Consider the following 19140-nt stretch of genomic DNA (forward strand, 5'->3'; position numbering starts at 1 on the left):
GTGCAAAGGTTTAAACAATGGGCAAATCATAGAAGACGTAAAATTAACAGTTTCAGAGATTGCTTGTCCCAAACTCAGGTTACATATCTACTAGCAGTTAGGAGGTTGATTCAACCTTCTGTCGCCAGGGCCGAATCAACTTATCACATTCACCACAACAGATTGGACTGATACAGAACGTATCCCCGTTGGGGCATAGTTTACTGCAGATGGAACGAGCTCGAACCTTCGAAATTCTCTGATAGAGTTCTGCCGCTAGCAGCATCCCTAAAGGTGGAGCCAAATAGTAGATCCAAAATGCAGTCCAGGTTTGGGCAGGCAGTGCTGAGCCAAAGGTACGAGCTGGATTCATGCCAAAGCCAGAAATGGGTGCAGAAAAAATAACGTAGAGGGTCACGAGGATGCCTGAGAAACATCCTGTCAGCTTTGCCAACCGAGGTGTGTTGCTCACCCAGAGCACCATCGTCATTAAAACAAAGGAAATTGTAACCTCCGTGACCAGTGCTGCAGGCCATCCCCATTGCCCAGGTACTGTTACCACATAATTGACCGGAGGCTGTTGAAACGGAACTCCTAGGACAAGGGTCACTAACAAGACCCCGACGAGTGCCCCGACAAACTGAGCAAGAATATAGAATAATGCATCCCAGGCTGTAATTTTTTGAAGTCGGAAAAATGTCAGGGTTACTGCCGGATTGATATGTGCCCCCGATCGCTTGCCCCAGGGCGAGTAGATAATGCCCATAGCTGTCCCGCCCATGCCAAGACCCATCACAACATCTCGCCATAGGGGATGGGAAAAGGCAAGTGGTGAATTTGAGGCGTAGAGAAGTGTTGCAAACACCCCGGCTGACACCATGAAAGTCCCTAATCCCCAGGCTTCGATTAAATAGTTCGGCCAATGGTTTTGAAGGCTTTTGAGCATAGTAGTGCTTTTGCGATCAATTGCTGTCTCCGTTTTCATTTGAAAGAGTCTCGCAACTTTTGTAGATGATAGTCATCTCTATTGGGGGGATGTCTAATGTCTCAAGTGATGGTTTACCCGGGGGGCTAGGATGCTTAAAACGATAGTTAAACATTGCCTGCTGAGGCCGCTCTGCCAGTACCCCATATTCAGCCAGAATCTTACAGGTCTTCACCCATTGTTTCTCCCGTCTGCTGGATTAACTTGGCAATTAACCCCGTCCAACCCGTTTGGTGGCTGGCTCCAATCCCAGCGCCGTTATCTCCATGGAAGTATTCATAAAACTGGATGTAGTTCTTCCATTGGGGATTGGACTGGAAAGTTTCCGTTGCACCATAGACCGGACGATGTCCAGATGATTCCTGGGTGAAAATCCGCATCAACCGCCGAGAAATTTCAGCGGCTACCTCCCATAAGGTCATCAGGTTGCCAGACCCTGTTGGGCATTCCACTTTGAAATCATCCCCAACGTAGTGATGAAATTTTTGTAGAGATTCAATCAGCAAATAATTGACTGGAAACCAGACTGGACCCCGCCAGTTTGAATTCCCCCCAAACAAGCCACTGCTGGATTCTGCGGGTTCATAATCAACGCGATGTTCTTGCCCATCCACATAAAAAATATAAGGATGATCTACATGGTGACGAGACAAGGCTCGAATCCCATAGTCACTGAAAAATTCCTGTTCATCCAGCAGACGACTGAGAATACGACGAAACCGGTCGGATGGCACCATCCGGCCGGGGGTCAAATAACACAGTGCTAATAACCGGCGCGCTTCCGTGCCTTGGGTCTCCATACAGGCGACGTTCTGTTTGAGGTCGGTGCGATGCTCAATAAACCACTCTAAGCGCTCTTTGAAGGCAGGTACTTTGGCCAACATATCAGGCTCTAGAACGGTCGCCGCAAATAGTGGAATCAGGCCCACCATGGATCTCACTTTGAGGGGGAGCCGATCGTTATTCGGTAAGTGCAAGACGTCATAGAAAAAGCCATCTTCTTCATCCCAAAGCTGGGTGCCATCCCCACCCACATGGTTCATCGCCTCTGCAATATAGAGAAAATGCTCAAAAAATTTGGTTGCCATGTCCTCATACACTGGGTTCTCTTGGGCTAGCTCCAGGGCGATGGCCAGCATATTTAGGCAATACATGCCCATCCAACTGGTGCCATCTGCTTGCTCAATAAAGCCACCTGTTGGTAAGGGGGAACTGCGGTCAAAGACCCCAATATTATCTAACCCGAGGAACCCACCTTCAAAGACGTTATTGCCTTCGACATCTTTCCGGTTTACCCACCAGGTGAAGTTCAGCATCAGTTTCTGAAAAACTCGCTCCAGAAACTGGCGATCGCCTTTCCCCTTTCTTTTTTGCTCAATTTTGTATACCCGCCAAGTTGCCCAGGCATGGACCGGGGGATTGACATCCCCAAAAGCCCACTCATAGGCCGGGAGCTGACCATTGGGGTGCATGTACCATTCTCGCGTCATAATATCGAGCTGGTTTTTGGCAAACTCCGAATCCACTAATGCGATAGGAATGGTATGGAAGGCCAAGTCCCAGGCTGCAAACCAGGGATATTCCCACTTGTCTGGCATGGAGATAATGTCGTCAGAGTGGAGATGTTTCCATTGATGATTGCGCCCCTGCTGATGAGTCTCAGGTGGCGGCGGATTGTTGGCATCTCCTTTGAGCCAGTCCTCGACAATAAAGTGGTAGTACTGCTTGGTCCATAACATGCCTGCAAAGGCCTGTCTCTGGATATTACACAGATCTGCTGTTAGACAGTTCGGGGTGACAGTGGCATAGAATTCGTCGGCTTCGGAGATGCGATCGCAAAACACTTGCTCAAAATCAGACCCGTCATGCTCGGGCCGATCACTGAGCCGCAGATGAACCACCTGAGTTTCCCCAGACTCCAGAGTCAAGGGATAATACGCAGCCGCTTTGGTGCCGACTTGCTCAGGATTGATGGCCTGTTTATGACCCTGGACAATGTAGTTATGAATCCCATCTTTGACATAGGGTTGCGAATTATCAACCTGGAACAGCCGCTCAAAATTCGTTTCGTTCTGGGTGAAGAGCAGTTCAGTTGCCCCTGGACAGGTCCACCACCGTTCCCCTAATTCAGGGTGAGATGCCTGAGCTGTATACTGATTAACCGCCTTTAAGGAAGGTGCTGAAGTTCCTTTGTCCCAGGTCCAGGTATTACGAAACCAGAGAGTTGGCAGTAGGTGCAGCGTTTTTGTCTCAGGGCCATGATTGGTAACGCTGATCCGAATCAGAATGTCCTCGGGCGATGCTTTGGCATACTCCACCCCGACATCAAAGTAGCGATCGCCCTCAAATACTCCTGTATCCAGCAGCTCAAATTCTGGATCCCCTCGACCCCGGCGACGATTTTCCGACTCCAACCATTCGTAGGGAAATGCCGCCTGGGGATATTTATATAGCCCTTTCATATAGGAATGAGTCGGAGTGCTATCTAGGTAGAAGTAGTATTCTTTAACATCTTCGCCATGATTTCCCTGGCTGCCCGTCAAGCCATACAAACGCTCCTTCAAAATAGGGTCTTCCCCATTCCATAGGGATAGAGCAAAACACAAACGCTGATGGTCATCAGAGATGCCTAACAGGCCATCTTCACCCCATCGATAGGCCCTTGATCGGGCCTGATCATGAGAGAAATAATCCCAGGCTTCGCCATAGGCACTATAGTCCTCACGGACGGTGCCCCATTGACGCTCGCTAAGGTAAGGTCCCCAACGTTTCCAATGAGACTGGCGATGGTCTTTCCCTGGTCTGCGGCCATCGTGATTTTCTAGTAGTCGTTGTTCTTCGGGAGTAGTCATAGGGCATCTCTCAAAAGTCAAATCAGGGAACTTGGAGGGGAGTCTAGGCGGCAAGTGCGGCCTGATGCTGTCCACCTTTCTCTTTGCAAGCAAAACCTTTAATCACAGTTATTTCTCCGTTTAAAATAGCGGCGATGGGATCTATCTGGGATCTATCTGGGATCTATCTGGGATTCAGAGCATTTCGTTGTTTTTGTTCGTCCCTAGATTCAAAAGCAAAGTTTCTGAGATGATGTTCTCAAGTTCAGAGCGAGACCCTGCCGAACAGAGAGATGCACCCCTCATGGATATCTCTCATTTGGATTTTTGAACTGTTCGACTGCCACCCAGGCCCGTAAGATTTCCGCTACCGACCAAGCCTGAGCAAAACAGCCCCTTGGCGTAAACGGCGCATCACCATCCAAAATTTCGCTAACATTCCCCAGTCCATGAGCCAATAAATGGTCCGCCATCGGTTCTAGCAGGGAGCGAGCCTGATCTGGATTTCGGTACACCTGCAGATGAGCTTGCACATATGGACCGAGTAGCCAAGCCCAGGTAGTGCCCTGGTGGTAAACCCCATCCCGTTGCAGTGGATTACCACCGTAATGCCCTTGATAGCTAGGATGTTCTGGAGAGAGCGATCGCAATCCATAGGGCGTCACCAGGGATTGTCCACAGACCTCCACAATTGCTCGCTGTTGTGCCAAAGATAGTAGGGCTGGAGAGCCAGTTTGCCCCGAAGCCATGGGTAAAGAGACGGCGAAAATCTGATTGGGACGTAATGCAGGATCATCCCCATTCGGTCCATCCAGTACGTCGTAGCAGCACCCTAAATTTTTGGCCCAAAACCGCTGAAATCCAGCTTTAGCATGGTCAGCCATATCCTGAAAAGCTTGATGAGGTTCTCCCAATCGCTGGGCAAAAGATGTCATCAATCTGAGCGCGCTGTACCAAAGGGCATTAATTTCAATTGGCTTACCTACCCGTGGGGTGACCACCCAATCCCCCACCTTGGCATCCATCCAGGTGAGCTGTGTGCTCGCTTCTCCAGCGTAGATTAAGCCATCCTGATCGAGATGAATCCCATAGCGCGTTCCTGTTTGGTGCCAAGCAATGATGTCCTTTAGCTTCGGGAAAATTTCTTGTAAAAAGTCATTATCTTGGGTGGCAGCATGGTAACAGCGGATGGACTCGAAGTACCAAAGAATGGCATCAACGGTGTTGTAGTCAGGCTGCTCCCCCACTTCAGGGAAAATATTGGGCAACATGCCCTGATCCAAGTACCGAACAAAGGTACGGATAATGGTGCGGGCAATCTCCGTTCGCCCTGTGGTCACAGTGATTCCAGGCAAACTAATCATCGTGTCTCTGCCCCAATCACCAAACCAAGGATAGCCAGCGATGATTGTTTTTCCTTCTGGCTCTTCGGTTAGGGGCCGATCAACCACAAACTGATCGGCAGCCAACACCAACTGTTGAATCCAAGGGGGAGTGGTCTGGGTTGGAGAGACGGACTGCCAGTTTTCTAGAAGCTGTTGCTCATGAGCACGGCGTTCTATGAGAGCGGTCTTGCCATTCAGATTGGGATGATGTTCAGTACTAGCTACGACCGTCAAACTCTCTCCAGGCTTCAAGGTGACTTCAAGGGTGGCAGCGTGAAGGTTATCATCACGATTTCCTAGTCCTCGATATCCCTCAATATCTAGATTGAAGTTCCTGTACCAAATATGTTCAGGATTGATGTCTCCTTGATCCGCTAACAAGGAGAAAGAGGTTGCCCCATCGAAGGGAGAGATACATACTCCCTGAGGAATAGGGGTTACCTGCATTTGCCAATTTTGCCCTCGCGTCTCACTATGGTGGTCGCGATAGTTGACCAACGCTTTAATAGACAAGGTCAAGGCTGAACTCGCCTGTTTGAGGGTATAGCTAACATAGGTGGTGTTGGCCCCTGGCTGCATCCATACTCGCTTTTCGATTTGTGCTTCTCCACAGGTATAGTTCCACAACGGGATACTCCCTTCTATCTGAAACCGTTGAAGATTTTGATATCCCTGGGGGGCAACGGTGCCATCTGCCCAACGGTTGACTGCCAGTTCGTAGGTTTTTCCCTGGTACTGGACGGTTTCGTCAAGCTTGGCCAGTAGGAGCGTACGCTGCAATGGTGGCTTGAGAGCCGCGATTAGAAGACCGTGATAGCGGCGAGTGAGGAGTCCTGCAACGGTTCCTGCACCATAGCCACCGATACCGTTGGTAATCAGCCACTCTTTTTTCTCGGCCGACGGTAGATCTCCACAAACTGCTCGGTCAAACAGAACAACCATAAATAGATTCCCACTATTGATTAAAATGGAGTGTCTAGCCGCCCGTTGCAAATCCGGGGTAAAGGGTCATGCCGCCATCCACGAATAGCGTCACCCCATGGACATACTCTGACTCATCAGATGCCAGCCATACCGCAGCTTTACCAATGTCACTCGATTCACCCACCCGGTTATAGGGGATCAGACTGAGCAAACTTTCTTCTGCTGCTGGTGTATCCCAGGCGTCTTTATTAATAGGCGTTTTAATCGCTCCAGGGCCGATACTATTGACCCGAATTTTATAGGGTGCTAGCTCTTGAGCCATGCTCTTCATCAGCAGCATTACCCCCCCTTTGGAAGCTGCATAGTTACAGTGTCCTGCCCAAGGAATCACCTCATGGACTGAACTCATACAAATGATTTTTCCAGCCGAACAAGAGCGTCCTGGGACAACCCCCCGCTTTTTGAATTCTTTGGCCGCTTCCCGTGCACAGAGAAATTGTCCCGTTAAATTGACGTCAATGACCTTGTTCCAGGCCTCCAGTGTCATCTCGGTAAAGGGCTGATCTTTTTGTAGTCCGGCGTTGTTAACGAGGATATCGACTGTCCCAAAGGCTTCGTAGGTTTTAGCAAAGAGATTGAAGACTTGGTCTTCTTGGCTAACATCGGCTTGGATTGCGATCGCATCTCCGCCTTGCGCTTTAATCTCAGCAACGACTGCATCAGCCCCTTTCGGGCTACTTGCATAGTTGACAATAACTTTTGCCCCTGCTTGAGCTAGGCAGAGTGCAACCCCTGACCCTATGCCAGAACTGGCCCCTGTTACCAAGGCCACTTGATCTAGTAAACGTTTCACATCAAAGCCCTCTGCATAAATCAAAGACTTCCTTCACATCAAGGAACAGGCATCAAAGATCCTCTGCTGACCTTAAGAACGACGTGGAAGGGAATAACACTGGGTTCAAGTTAAATCGGTAACATTAAAATCTACTGAAAATTTCGCTAGAATTTCTGGAGTTATTAGCAATCTGGCGTTTGCACCACTACTTTGCCTCTCCGGCAACGGTTGAGCACTTTCACAAACAGCCCTAGTAGTGGGTATAGATCTGACCCAGGCTGAACGGTGCTGACGACAGTCGTAAGAATTGTAGGGCCATTTTTAATCGAGGCAGGGTGCTGAATATCAATGAGAATCCTCGTGGTAGAAAGACTCCAAAGCGATGGCCAGAGTGTTTAACCTGTCCATATTCCAGGAAAGATTTTGTACCCAGTCAAAGTAGTAAAGCAGTTCTATTGACAAAGGATTAGGGACCCTCATCCTGATAGGTACGACTTTTGGCCAATAGTCTCTCTTGTTCCTGGCCTTTATAGTGAGCTCTACTAGATGGGTTAGGGGTATGGTGGACAGTCAAACTGCTCATTTGGGTACGGGTTGGGCATTCCCCATTGAGGTGAATACCCAGGGAAACTTACGGTTTAGTGCCCATGCTGTTCGCAATATTGAAGAATCTATTGCAATTATTCTAGGGACCAAACTGGGGGAGCGGGTCTATCGGCCTGAGTTTGGTTCCCGTCTCTCCGAATTGACCTTTGCCCCTATGAATACCCAGACGTTGTTGTTGGTTCGATTGTATGTGACGGAAGCATTGCAACGGTGGGAACCCCGCATTGTCCTGGATGGCGTCTATACAGAGCCAGACCCGATTGAAGGGCGGGTTGAAATTACCCTTGAATACCATCCCAAACAGACCCACGATTACCGGAGTTTAGTCTATCCGTTTTATCTAACCCCCATTACCTAGGCAAGACATGGAGTTTGATTTCTTACCCAAGCTACCCAAGTCGGATCTCGATGACCGCAGTTTCGATGATCTCGTGCAAGAATGCCTACTCCGCATCCCTCGTTATTGTCCTGAATGGACCCACCATAACCCCAGCGATCCAGGCATCACCTTAGTCGAGCTATTTAGCTGGCTAACGGACCAAATGTTGCTGCGATTTAATCAGGTGCCCCGTCGCAACTATGTCACCTTTTTAGAGTTAATGGGGGTAAGGCTGCAGCCCCCCTCCCCAGCAAAGACTCCGGTGACCTTCTACCTCAGTGCAGGTTTATCGGAGAACTACACGATTCCGATGGATACGGAAGTGGCAACCCTACGCACGGAAACAGAAGAAGCGATTGTCTTTAGTACCGATCGCCCTGTCACCATTGGACAACCGCGACTCCGCCATTTACTCACGGCTGATATTGCCGAAATGGAACCGCAGTTCGTGCGAGATCGCTTTGCCGAATCCTGGAGTTTGAACCCTGACGGAGAATGGCAAGGGTCTGCCTTAAGCTGCTTCAATCCTCAGCCTCAAACGGGCAATTGTTTTTATCTCGTTTTTGAGCCAGAGCAGCTAGCCGGGAATGTCATCTCCGTGACCTTTAAGGGGGAAGCGGCTACTCCCACAGGGATTAATCCTGAATGTCCACCCCGCCAATGGCAAGCTTGGAATGGTGTCTATTGGCAGCCAATTTTATTAAACGAAGCCGATGACCATACGGATGGCTTTAGCTTTGCCCGATTAACCCGCCAAAATGGTAATCCCCTCCAAGGGGCAGATGTAGTCTTGCACTTGCCCCAACATTGGCCTGTTACCAATTTTGCTAGCTATCAAGGTCGCTGGATTCGGTGTGTCTATGAGACGGAGCAAACCACCCAATGGGGCTATCGCTGTTCGCCAGAAATTGTAGGGGTGTCGGTACAAGCGATAGGAGCGACAGTTGATACGACTCAATCCTTACAAATCCACAATGAAATTTTAGGAGCCAGTGACGGCACTCCCGGCCAAACCTTTCAACTTCAGTCCGCACCGATTCTGCCTCGCCGAGATCCTGAATACCTGTTGGTGACCGCCGTTGGTGGTATTCCTCAGCGATGGATGGAGATCACGGATTTTGCGGACTCTGGACCAGAAGACCTGCATTACACCATTGATGCTCTCACTGGGACGTTACAGTTTGGACCTTTGATTCGAGAACCGGCTCAAATTAAGGCACAAACGCAACAGCGGATGGCCCAATCCAATGCCAATCTTGTAGCCTTAGCCCCGGAGCAGCAGACTCTGAAGCGTCAATATGGCAAGGTGCCTCCTAAGGGAGCTGAACTGCGGATGGCCACCTATCGAACGGGCGGGGGGCTGAAAGGCAATGTGCAAAGCGGGATGATTCGGATCCTGAAAACTGCGGTGCCCTATGTCGCCAATGTGATCAATCATCAGCCTGCCCAGAATGGAACGGATGCTGAATCCTTAGATGCTGCCGTGATTCGCGTACCGCAAATGTTGCGAACCCGAGATCGCGCCGTCACCCAGGAAGATTTTGAGACCTTAGCCTTAACGGCAGGTCAAGGGGCAGTGGCACGAGTCCTCTGCTTGCCTGCGGATCAAACGGGCACCCCAGGACAGGTCCGCCTCCTGTTGGTCCCCCAGGTGAGGACGGATGCGATTGAGCGGGGCGAGGGCCTTCATCCTGATGTTCTCAGTCTGACTCCCCAGCTACAAACCCAGGTCAGCGACTACTTGGATGATCGTCGTCTCTTGGGTATGGCGATTCGCTATGACCAACCTCACTATGTGGGGGTCACGGTTCAAGCAGAGGTTGCCCTAGAACCGGACTACAACAATGCAGAAGCCCAAACCGAGATGCGGCATCAGCTTCAAGTGGCCCTATATCGATTTCTAAACCCGATTACTGGCGGTCCTGATGGCCGAGGTTGGCCCTTTGGCCGTCCTGTATATCCCTCTGATATTGTCACGCTGTTTCAGCCCATGCCGGGGGTGCGGCATTTGGGAACCGTTCAATTGTTTGAACTCCGTCGTCAGGAATCTCGTTGGCAGCGGATCTTGCCTAAGGAGCCGGTGATCGATCCGGGGCCTTTAGGGGTGCTCTGTTCCTGGCAGAATGCTCAACTTCGCTCTAGTCACGCTATCAGTTTGCTGTAACAGGAGATTGCCCATTTCTCGGTAACCGCCATGACGACCTCCCCTGATCTACTGCCCTTAAGACTGCAATTGGCCCCCATGTCCGTGGCGGCGACGATGCCCCAACCCATTGTGAGAAAGGCGTCACAGGCAGAGATGGCTCCTTTTGCTTGGCAGCAGACCCATCTCTGCCAACAAGTGCTGCATCCGGGGGAACCGAGCGAGATTGTTGTGCAGTTGGAGAATAGGTGCGATCGCACCCTCCGTATCCGCTTAGAAACAGAAGGGACCTTTCCGTTGGACTGGTGTCGGATTGGTCAAGAAGGGCAAACGTTGCCCCCAGGTAGCAAAATGGAAGCGGTTTTGTACTTCCAGCTCCCGGAAGATTTTTTTGAAGCCGAATCCAGTCCAGCCTTTATTCAAACTCAGGGACTAGATTTTCGAGGACGACTCTGTGTATATTTCGGCACTGTCGATACCGAAACTAGCGAAGCCACCGGCGGCTTGACCTTAGAGACAGCGGAGTTTTTACTGTTTGTTCGCCCCCGCAGTCTCTATCCCACTTTTTTGCCCGACATCTATAAAGAAGTGGATTTTATTGGCCGCTTCCTCCATATTTTTGAGCAAGCCTTTGAACCTGCAGTCCAGACCCTCGATACCCTTTGGGCCTATCTCGATCCCCTGACGGCACCTGAAACCATGCTTCCTTTTCTAGCCCATTGGGTGGGCTGGCAGCTGGCCTCTGAATTGCCATTATCCCGGCAGCGGTCCCTTATTCGTCAGGCGATTCAGCTCTATCAGTGGCGAGGCACGCGGAAAGGGCTGCGGCTCTATCTGCATTTATATACCGGGCTGCCCTTGGAAGAGTTTGTCCCCGAAGACCAGAAGCAAATCTCGATTCAAGATTCCTTTAATCGTGGATTAGTCCTAGGAGAAGCCTGTCTGGGCCAAGAATCTACCGTCGGGGGAGGTAAGCCTTTCCATTTCTCCGTTTGTTTACGCTCCCAACAACCCCTTTCTGAATCCCTTATCCATAAAATCATCCAGCAGGAGAAGCCTGCTTTTTGCACCTATGACTTGTGTCTTGAGTCATCCTGATTTTATTGCACACCTATTTATTCTTATGTCTTGACATTACACCTATTTATTTCTGCCTATCTACACCTATTTATTCCCATCGCACCCTAGATCCTCCATGACCTACTCGCCACCTACTCCCCCTGTTCAGCCCCTGCAACGTCTGCGGGTGACTGATGGGCTGTTGATTAATGCTGAGCGTTGGCGGCTGGCCTATGACTACCACCGTCAACGCCAGAGTCTGTATTACCAATCCCTCCATCAGCCAGGGATTGTCTGTGGGTTAGGCATTCATCCGATTGCCCCACCGGAGAAAATTGCCCAAGCCTATCAGGACCAGCGGTGGCTGCAGATTCAGCCGGGCATGGCCATCGATGATCAAGGCAATTGCATCGTGGTTCCTGAGCCCATCGACTTCAGGCTTGCCTCTCGGGTCGAACAGCCAACATCTGTCTATTTGGTGCTCCAATACGTCGATCCAGAACAGCTCCAGCAGGCTGAGGATAACCCTGTTCTCACAGAAGTATTTCGGATTGATGAAAAGACCCATCCCCCCGGACCTGGAGAAGTCGAGATTTGTCGGCTCATTCTTGATGCTGATGCCCAGCTGCAGTTACCAACAGATCCCTTCTTCCCCCAAATCAACCAGGTGGATTTGCGGTATCGGCTGCAGCCGAAATCTCGCCCTCAAGCTGTGCTCCAAGTCGCTCAAGTAAGCCTTAGCTCCCCATCTCCTCAACTCCAGCAGTCGGCGGTCAATTTTCAAGCTTTCCTCAGATCTATTGAGGTTCTGTATCCCAACCTACTAGCAGTGTCTGCCCCTGATCCAATTGAACTGGTGGATCAAAACCCAGCCGTCGTTCTCGGGGACTACGATGTCCTGTACCTGCAGACGCAAACGGTCCAAGCTTTGTCCGATGTGCAGATGCGATCGCTTCAGTCTTTCCTCATGCAAGGGGGATATTTATGGGTCGAGATTTCAGTTCGGGGAACCCAGTTGGCAGAGCTATTGACGGTCAGAGCTCAATTACAGGCAGCACTGGCCCAAATGGAGGGTTCACAGACTGTGGGGGCATCTGCAGCGACTCAAAATGTACAGCCCTTGCGTCAAGAAATTACCCAGGAATTGACCGCTGTGCAAACGGCCCTCAATACCAAGCTTGATGAAACAGGACGGCCCTTTCGGGCTTTAGCGGAGCAAATGGGCCAGCCCTTGCAAGTCCTGCCAGCAGATCATCCCATTGGCTGTCAGCCCTTTCAGTTTGGGGCCTTACCGACTGTGAATCAACGGCCTATTGAACTGTTCCTCAGCGAACATCTCCTGATGGTAGTCGGTGATTTGTCCGTGGTTTGGGGAGGGGGGAGTAAAGAGGGCTTTGCCCGAGACCAGATTCGCACCGCTCAGGAGTTTGGCATCAATCTCCTTCACTATGTTTGGCAGCACCAGAATTATCGTCAGCTTCTAGCCACATCCACTACAGCGTCTACCCCTTAGTGCCATGCCTTATTTTGCCAGTGCGTTTCAACATCAGTGGCGGCGGTTAAAACTAACCACCAAGTTTGGCTTTGTTCTATCGACGGTCTTTGTGGCCACGACGGGGATTGCCGGGGTAATCATTCATCAATCCGTGCATCAACAGGCAGATCATGAGCTGGAGTCACGGGGCCAACTGCTAATGGCATTAGTGGATCAGCTAGAACAGGAAGATTCTGCTTCAGAAGCCTACCCCGTGGTCTCTTCATTGTGTGAGACTCAACCCTCCTTGTGCTCCAAAGTCTTGGTGCCCGAGTCTGGCTCGGCCATCCAGGATACCGATCAGCTAGCCGAGACTCTCAAAACGCAATTTCAGAATCAACCCGATCAAGAAACCCTATCGGGCTATATCACCCATGCCGATCAGGAAAACTATTATCTAGCCCGACGTCAGGAGCAGGAGGGTTCCCTGCAGGTTCAGGCTATTTTTATTCCGGCCGCTCCAGCGAAGAAATTAGCTAAAGCCAACTTTTGGATGGAGATGGGGACCTTTGTGGTGTTTTTGGGGCTGACCCTGTTGTTGGTGAATGACCTAGTCCGGCGGACAGTCTTAAAACCCCTTCAACCGATGACCCAATTGGCCCATCGCCTCAGGCACAATCCAACTCGTCTCCTGGATGAATCCAGTTCAGAGATTCAGCATCTGCACCATCATGCCCAGCAAGGCGATGAAATCGGTCAGTTGGCTGGCGCTTTACACCATCTTTTCACCACCTTCCACCACCATCCGTCTAGCCCTGCACCCATTCCGGCTGCCAACCCCGCCACTGTTCCCAATTCGGTCCAGGCGTTATTGAGTCAAACTCAGATGACGTATACCCACGAACTATTAGAGAAGGCCCGTCAAGTCCGGCAGCAACTCGGACAAACCCAAGACTTTGATTTACTCCGGTGTCTGCAAAGCGTAGACTTTCTCCAAGACTTTACTGAGCCCCAACTTCAGGATTTAATCGCCTGTGGCTATCAACGCCAGTACGAGCCGGGAGAAATTATCTTCCGTGAAGGAGAGTGGGGCCAGATATTCTATATCGTTCTGAATGGGGTGATTCAGTCTCAGGTTGATCACCCTGAACGGCAAGGCAACAAGTTGGTCTCGGGGGATGCCTTTGGTGAAACTGCCTTGTTGTCTGGGGTCACCCGACAGAGCACTATCCAAGCTGTGGAACGGACGACGCTATTTCTAATTGAGGACCAGGCTTTTCAACGATTGCTGCGCCAATATCCTCAATGGGGCAACCGCCTTGTTCAACGCCAATCGCAGCTAGCTGAAATCCTCAGGCAGGTGGACTATTTTCAGAATTGGTCAGAAATCCAATTCCAGCAGCTCTTGGATCGAGGCTATCGCCAAAATCTGGCAGCGGAGGCATCCTTTACCCCTGAACTAGCCAAGGTCTATGTCGTTATCTCCGGTGGCATTCACATCCAAGACCAGGACATTACCTTATCCCCCGGAGACTGTTGGGGGGATCTGAGTTTACTGTTTGAGGATCTCCCTCCGATTCACAGTCAAACCCTTGCTCAAACTAGTCTGTTCCTTTTAGAAGCGTCGGATTTATTTAGCTTACTCAAACGCTATCCCCATTTAGTCGACGTCATGGCCAATGTTTTATGGCAACGACAGCCCCAAGAGCAGAGATATCGACTGCCCGCTAATGGCTTGAGTTGGATTCGAGACCGCCTGCAATCCCAGTTACCCCCTATCTAATCTATGGAAAAGCAGATTGCCACTCAAGTCTTACCCAAACAGCTAGCGTTTACACCTGGTGGTCCTCCTTCTGCCTTTGCCGTAGAGGTGGTTAACCACAGTAATCGCTACGCGAGTTTCCAGCTCGAAGTCTCTGCAGCTGGCACGAATAGCCTTTCGGAGCGCAAGTGGTACCAAGTTTTCCCCGATATTAGTACTAAAAATCCCCCCGGAGATACGACCCAATTCCAAATTGCGATTACGGATAGTCCGGTACCGGGGTTCGTGGGGTTAATGAGCTTGGCGGTGCGAGTGTTCTCCATCGAACTAGAGGAAGAAGAGCGGGAGTCTCTCAAGTTAACCCTGGAGCAAGGAACGGGATCAGTTCCCTTGGGACTTAACTTGCCCGTCGAACATTTTGATGCGGATCCAGGAGAGGAAATTCAAATTCCTGTGTTGGTGAATAATCCTAGTCAGCTGAAAACGAAAGCGGTTGTCAGCATTAAGGGGATTGATTCGAGCTGGTTCTCCGCAGGCCATGAGCAAACGATTAACTTGGCCCCTGGGGCAACGGTGCCCACCACCTTTAGCTGTCAATTGCCTCTTGATCCGGTGCAAGCCCCTAGTCATGGCTATCAGTTTCAGATTGAAGCTAGCCATGCCTACGGGCCGCCCACGCATATAGAGGGGAGTTTAAAAATAGATCCTCTGGGGTTTGTCGCCTTTCAGGCCCAACCCGAGGAACTCTGTATTCCCGAACAGTTTCAGTTGAAATTTTGGCAATCTCATCCAGTGACCTATGAATTGCTGTTTGAAAACAGCAGCAATCTGTATCAGCATGTGCAAATAGAGCTGGTCGATCCGCCTCCCCACTGTACCTTTGAGGTACTACCAGAAAGTACTAAATTGGGGCTTGGAGATTCTGGCAAACTTTCCCTCGTTGCCCATGCCCATCGCCCCTGGCTAGGGTTATCCAAGCGGCATTCATTGCAAGTCGATGCGGTCTGGTCAAATGTCGACCGCATTGATAGTCGCGATGAAACTCAAGTTCTGCAGTTAGAGATTAAACCCCGTATCCCCTTGTGGTTAGTGATTTTACTGACTCTGCTGGGAGGTACTTGGTTGTGGTTCCTTTCTCCCTTTAATCAATACAATGACCGCTATGGTCATCGTGGAGCTGTCACTTCTGTTGCCTTTAATGGCATCGCCGATCAGGCGGTGTCCAGTTCGAATGATACGACGGCCATTCGTTGGAATGTAGAGGGCCTCAGTACTTGGTGGGCTTTTCCCTATTTGGAAAATATTATTCAGCCGGGCAAACAGCTGACCCAACAGCAAAAAGCCATCCGCGTGATCACCTATCGCCCTGTCAATAACGATTTGGTGGCTGTGGGCTTGGAGAATGGCCAAATTCAACTGTGGGATTTAAACACCGACCATACGGAACCCCTGCAAACCTTTAGTTATGAAAAATCCGATCGCGTGTTGGATGTGGAGTTTAGTCAGGACTCTCGCTATCTGTTCAGTAGTCATGGCAGCGGTACAACGGTGGTCTGGTCGACCCAACGCACGGTCCAGCAGCAAAAGATCTTCAAAGAACAGAAAATGCCCTTTGCGATCTATGACTCGGTCCTGTTGGGCAATACGGATCAGTGGCTTGCGATCGCAGGTCAACACAACCAGTTGGTCCTGTGGAATTGGCAATCAAAACAGCCCCCAAAACCGCTCCCTTATCCTCAATCTGGCACCAATCACTATATCCAAAGCATCGATACGGCCCGGGATACGCCCAACCTTTTGACCACAGCTGATACCCAAGGCAATATCACCCTGTGGAATCTATCCGCCTGTCTAAAAGATGCAACCTCTTGCAAAACTCTACAACCTCAAGTCTGGTCCCATGGTCCAGACAATCAGCCGGTACGTTCTGTCTCCTTAAGTGACGATGGTTGCTACCTAGCGAGCGGCGGGGATGATGGTCGATTGATACTGTGGCCGCTACTCCCCAATGGGCAGCGAGATCCAGAGTTTCCCACCGGTAAACCACTTTATGAACCCCATACTTTCAGTCCGGAAAATTTATTCCAATCTATTTTTCATCCCAAATCTTCTGATCGCATTAATAGTGTGGATTTGAAGGTAATTGGCGACAAGATTCTCGTGTTGAGCGGTAGTGACGATACCCAAGTGCGTTTATATCCGACCACGGTCAAAGACGTTCAGGCCAAAATAAAACGACAAACTCCCGCTTGTGGCAAACCCTAACGGATGATTTCAGCTCATGACAGACCTCACTCGTGTTGATCAACTCGGCTTACAGGCCCAGAAAGTGGGTAATCCCTTGGGCATTATCCGCAATCCTTCGGGGGATGTAGCGGTTCAGGCGGGGGAAATTTTTGAACTTAGCGTCACCGTTACCAATGATGGCATTCACAGTGCCATCATCAACATCGATATTACGGACTCTACAGATATCGTGAGCCAATGGTGTACTTCCTCCCGGGAGAGCCTTGCCCTCAATCCGGGGGAAAGCAGTGAGGTCTTCTTCCGCATTCAGGTGCCAACCGAAACCCTACCGGGCTTCTATCCCTATACCCTGGTCATTGATGCGCCAAAGCACTATCCCGAAGAAACCCCCATCCGCTATCCCGCTCGGCTACAGGTGCTGTCCTACGTGCGGGAAACAGCAGAAGTTAGTAATCCGGTCTTAGGGATTGCCCCTGCCACCACCGCTGCGTCACCCATGCCGTTGCAAGCAGGGGATGCTTTAGCCTTAACGGTGCTCGTGGATAACCGATGCGATCGCGTCGATCGATTCCGGTTAATCTGTCCCGATTTGCCAGCCGAATGGGTAAAAATTATTTATCCCGAAGGGCCCCAGACGGGAGTTGTGATTGCCAGTGAAGCTCTAGAACTCAACCCAGGGGATACGGGCCAGATTCAGGTTCTGATTCAGCCACCCCTCGATACGGATGCAGGTATTTACACCCCCACCATTCGTCTGTTTTCCATCAATAACCCCGAACTGGTGTTGTTGGAAGCGGTTTATCTGCACATCCTGCCCATTTACCAGGTCGATATTGAGCTAATTTCCCTGGTTAGTCGGGTCAAAAATCAGTCGGGATGGTTTGAGCTGCGGCTCCATAATGCCGGAAATACCCCACGAACCCTGAATCTACAGGTCCAGAATCTAGATGCAGAAGAACTCTGTGACTATACCCTTAGTCCCACCCAGGTCCATTTATTACCCCATGCCTCGACCAAGGTCAGCCTAGAAGTTCAGCCCACTCAATGGTGGAAACGTCCTTTTTATGGTCGTCCCCTCAATTTTGCTCTGGAGTTGGAGGATACTCAGCAACTTCCCCTGGTCAATAATCGCTTTCAAGGGGCATTGATTTGGGAACCCAGACCTTGGTGGCAATTGCTGCTGGTGATTTTGACCCTGTTTGGCACCTTGGTGGGGATTGCTTTAATCGTATGGTGGTTACTGACCCGTCCCCCAGCCAGAGCTGAGATTATCAGCTTTGCCCCAGCGACTTACAACCTCAAAGAGGCGGATGGTCGTCCCATTGAACTGAGCTGGACCATCAAAAATCCTCATAAATTCAAGCAGCTTCAAATTAAAGGGGTTTCTCCTGACGGTGTTGTGATGAGTGGTCCCTTTGTCTACGATTTCCAAGGGGGAATGCCCCCAGAACTCAGCCATTTTTGTACCCTCGCCGAGGTGCTGCGGTGTCAGCAGGTGCCTACGGATGCACGCAAGCCAGGCACCTATCGATTTGATTTATCTCTCTCACCTCAACCTGAAGGCGTTCCTCAGCCCATTGCTGCTAAAACAGAGGCAATCGTAGTCCAACCCTTCCCACCCCCTCAAATTCAACAATTTGAACCCACACAGACAACCTATACAGAACCCATTGGTCAGATCACCCCGAAGCAGTCATCAGGGATTTATCTGAATTGGCAAATTACCCAGAGCAAAGGGACTAAGGTGACGCTAATCGGTCGAGGAGCGGATAATGCCCCCGTTACGGCCCCCAAAATATTTGACTTCAATCAAGGTATTCCTAAGTCTCTGCAAAAAAATTGTCGTTTGAACTCCCAAACCCTGGTTTGTCTGAATGTACCAACCGGGGTTCAGGACTCTGGGACCTATATCTTCGAACTCCAGGTCACCCCAAAACCAACCCAGACCAACCCTCCTGCTGACCCATCTCCCATTATTCAGAAAACCGAGCCAATCCAGATTAAGCCAGGGCCAGTGCAAATTCAGGAATTCACAATTAATGGCAAGATTGCGAAACCCAAATATGTATTTGTCCTTAAAGATCAAAATCCATTAATGGTAAATGTGTCCTGGAAAGTTAAAGGCAGCAAAAATACTAAAGTCAATTTACTACCGGCACCAGGGACTGTTCCCCTCCAGGGCAAGGCGAATTTATCCTTTGGACCCACATCTGCCACCCAAACTCTCACTCTGCAAGTCACGAATACCAAAGGCGAACAACAAAATCGATCCGTCGTGATTGAAACCGTAGCCCCTCCTGCTCCAGTGGCTCAAGCCCCCAAGGCCCCTGCAAGTTCTGCAGCCAATAGTTCTAATATTCCGGCGGCAGCTCCCAGCGTAGATCCCAACTCAGCGGCAACGCCTGCTCCACCGTTGCCGGATCCACCGTTGCCGGATCCACCAGGAGGCATTCAGCCCGTACCGCGCGATCGCAACTCGCCACCCCCAGCAGAATTACCTCCCCAGTTTTAGTTCACGAATAATTACAACC

General features: G+C 50.5%; 11 protein-coding genes. 7 read left to right on the top strand and 4 right to left on the bottom strand.

Annotated elements, in window-relative coordinates:
* Window positions 1-97: 97 nt before the first annotated feature.
* The 4 genes from I1H34_RS13395 to I1H34_RS13410 form a co-directional block, all read right to left on the bottom strand.
* Window positions 98-964, bottom strand: coding sequence for an MIP/aquaporin family protein (locus I1H34_RS13395; protein ID WP_249370115.1), 867 nt, complete (start codon window positions 962-964; stop codon window positions 98-100).
* 161 nt (window positions 965-1125) lie between these two features.
* The gene (locus I1H34_RS13400) at window positions 1126-3816 is read right to left on the bottom strand and encodes an MGH1-like glycoside hydrolase domain-containing protein (RefSeq protein WP_212666047.1); all 2691 of its coding nucleotides are present in this window, start codon (window positions 3814-3816) and stop codon (window positions 1126-1128) included.
* Window positions 3817-4097: 281 nt separating this feature from the next.
* Window positions 4098-6122: an amylo-alpha-1,6-glucosidase gene (locus I1H34_RS13405; protein WP_212666048.1), complete on the bottom strand. Its 2025-nt coding sequence runs from the start codon at window positions 6120-6122 to the stop codon at window positions 4098-4100.
* A gap of 34 nt (window positions 6123-6156) precedes the next feature.
* Window positions 6157-6957 (bottom strand): SDR family oxidoreductase, encoded by an 801-nt coding sequence (locus I1H34_RS13410; RefSeq protein ID WP_249370117.1) that lies wholly within the window; start codon window positions 6955-6957, stop codon window positions 6157-6159.
* A gap of 541 nt (window positions 6958-7498) precedes the next feature.
* On the opposite strand from I1H34_RS13410, the gene I1H34_RS13415 reads away from it, so the two are divergent.
* From I1H34_RS13415 to I1H34_RS13445, 7 genes are all read left to right on the top strand, one after another.
* The gene (locus tag I1H34_RS13415) at window positions 7499-7903 is read left to right on the top strand and encodes a GPW/gp25 family protein (RefSeq protein WP_212666050.1); all 405 of its coding nucleotides are present in this window, start codon (window positions 7499-7501) and stop codon (window positions 7901-7903) included.
* Between the two features lie 7 nt (window positions 7904-7910).
* Window positions 7911-10088, top strand: a complete 2178-nt coding sequence (locus tag I1H34_RS13420; RefSeq protein ID WP_212666051.1) for a putative baseplate assembly protein — start codon at window positions 7911-7913, stop codon at window positions 10086-10088.
* Between the two features lie 30 nt (window positions 10089-10118).
* Entirely contained in the window at window positions 10119-11165 is a 1047-nt protein-coding gene (locus I1H34_RS13425) for a phage tail protein (protein WP_212666052.1), read from the top strand.
* Window positions 11166-11262: 97 nt separating this feature from the next.
* Window positions 11263-12639: a hypothetical protein gene (locus I1H34_RS13430; protein WP_212666053.1), complete on the top strand. Its 1377-nt coding sequence runs from the start codon at window positions 11263-11265 to the stop codon at window positions 12637-12639.
* 4 nt (window positions 12640-12643) lie between these two features.
* On the top strand, window positions 12644-14383 hold the full coding sequence (locus I1H34_RS13435; protein ID WP_212666054.1) for a cyclic nucleotide-binding domain-containing protein: 1740 nt from the start codon (window positions 12644-12646) through the stop codon (window positions 14381-14383).
* 3 nt (window positions 14384-14386) lie between these two features.
* Window positions 14387-16627 carry a WD40 repeat domain-containing protein gene (locus I1H34_RS13440; protein WP_212666055.1) on the top strand — a complete coding sequence of 747 codons (2241 nt, stop codon included), beginning with the start codon at window positions 14387-14389 and terminating at the stop codon, window positions 16625-16627.
* Between the two features lie 16 nt (window positions 16628-16643).
* Window positions 16644-19121 carry a COG1470 family protein gene (locus I1H34_RS13445; RefSeq protein WP_212666056.1) on the top strand — a complete coding sequence of 826 codons (2478 nt, stop codon included), beginning with the start codon at window positions 16644-16646 and terminating at the stop codon, window positions 19119-19121.
* Window positions 19122-19140 lie beyond the last annotated feature (19 nt).

This window comes from Acaryochloris marina S15 (assembly GCF_018336915.1).
Lineage (GTDB): Bacteria > Cyanobacteriota > Cyanobacteriia > Thermosynechococcales > Thermosynechococcaceae > Acaryochloris > Acaryochloris marina_A.

What these genes read in the sequence shown, in the direction of transcription:
- I1H34_RS13405 (WP_212666048.1), bottom strand. Translation starts at nt 6,122, where the DNA reads ATGGTTGTTCTGTTTGACCGAGCAGTTTGTGGAGATCTACCGTCGGCC.
- I1H34_RS13400 (WP_212666047.1), bottom strand. Translation starts at nt 3,816, where the DNA reads ATGACTACTCCCGAAGAACAACGACTACTAGAAAATCACGATGGCCGC.
- I1H34_RS13435 (WP_212666054.1), top strand. Translation starts at nt 12,644, where the DNA reads ATGCCTTATTTTGCCAGTGCGTTTCAACATCAGTGGCGGCGGTTAAAA.
- I1H34_RS13420 (WP_212666051.1), top strand. Translation starts at nt 7,911, where the DNA reads ATGGAGTTTGATTTCTTACCCAAGCTACCCAAGTCGGATCTCGATGAC.
- I1H34_RS13430 (WP_212666053.1), top strand. Translation starts at nt 11,263, where the DNA reads ATGACCTACTCGCCACCTACTCCCCCTGTTCAGCCCCTGCAACGTCTG.
- I1H34_RS13425 (WP_212666052.1), top strand. Translation starts at nt 10,119, where the DNA reads ATGACGACCTCCCCTGATCTACTGCCCTTAAGACTGCAATTGGCCCCC.
- I1H34_RS13440 (WP_212666055.1), top strand. Translation starts at nt 14,387, where the DNA reads ATGGAAAAGCAGATTGCCACTCAAGTCTTACCCAAACAGCTAGCGTTT.
- I1H34_RS13415 (WP_212666050.1), top strand. Translation starts at nt 7,499, where the DNA reads ATGGTGGACAGTCAAACTGCTCATTTGGGTACGGGTTGGGCATTCCCC.
- I1H34_RS13445 (WP_212666056.1), top strand. Translation starts at nt 16,644, where the DNA reads ATGACAGACCTCACTCGTGTTGATCAACTCGGCTTACAGGCCCAGAAA.
- I1H34_RS13395 (WP_249370115.1), bottom strand. Translation starts at nt 964, where the DNA reads ATGAAAACGGAGACAGCAATTGATCGCAAAAGCACTACTATGCTCAAA.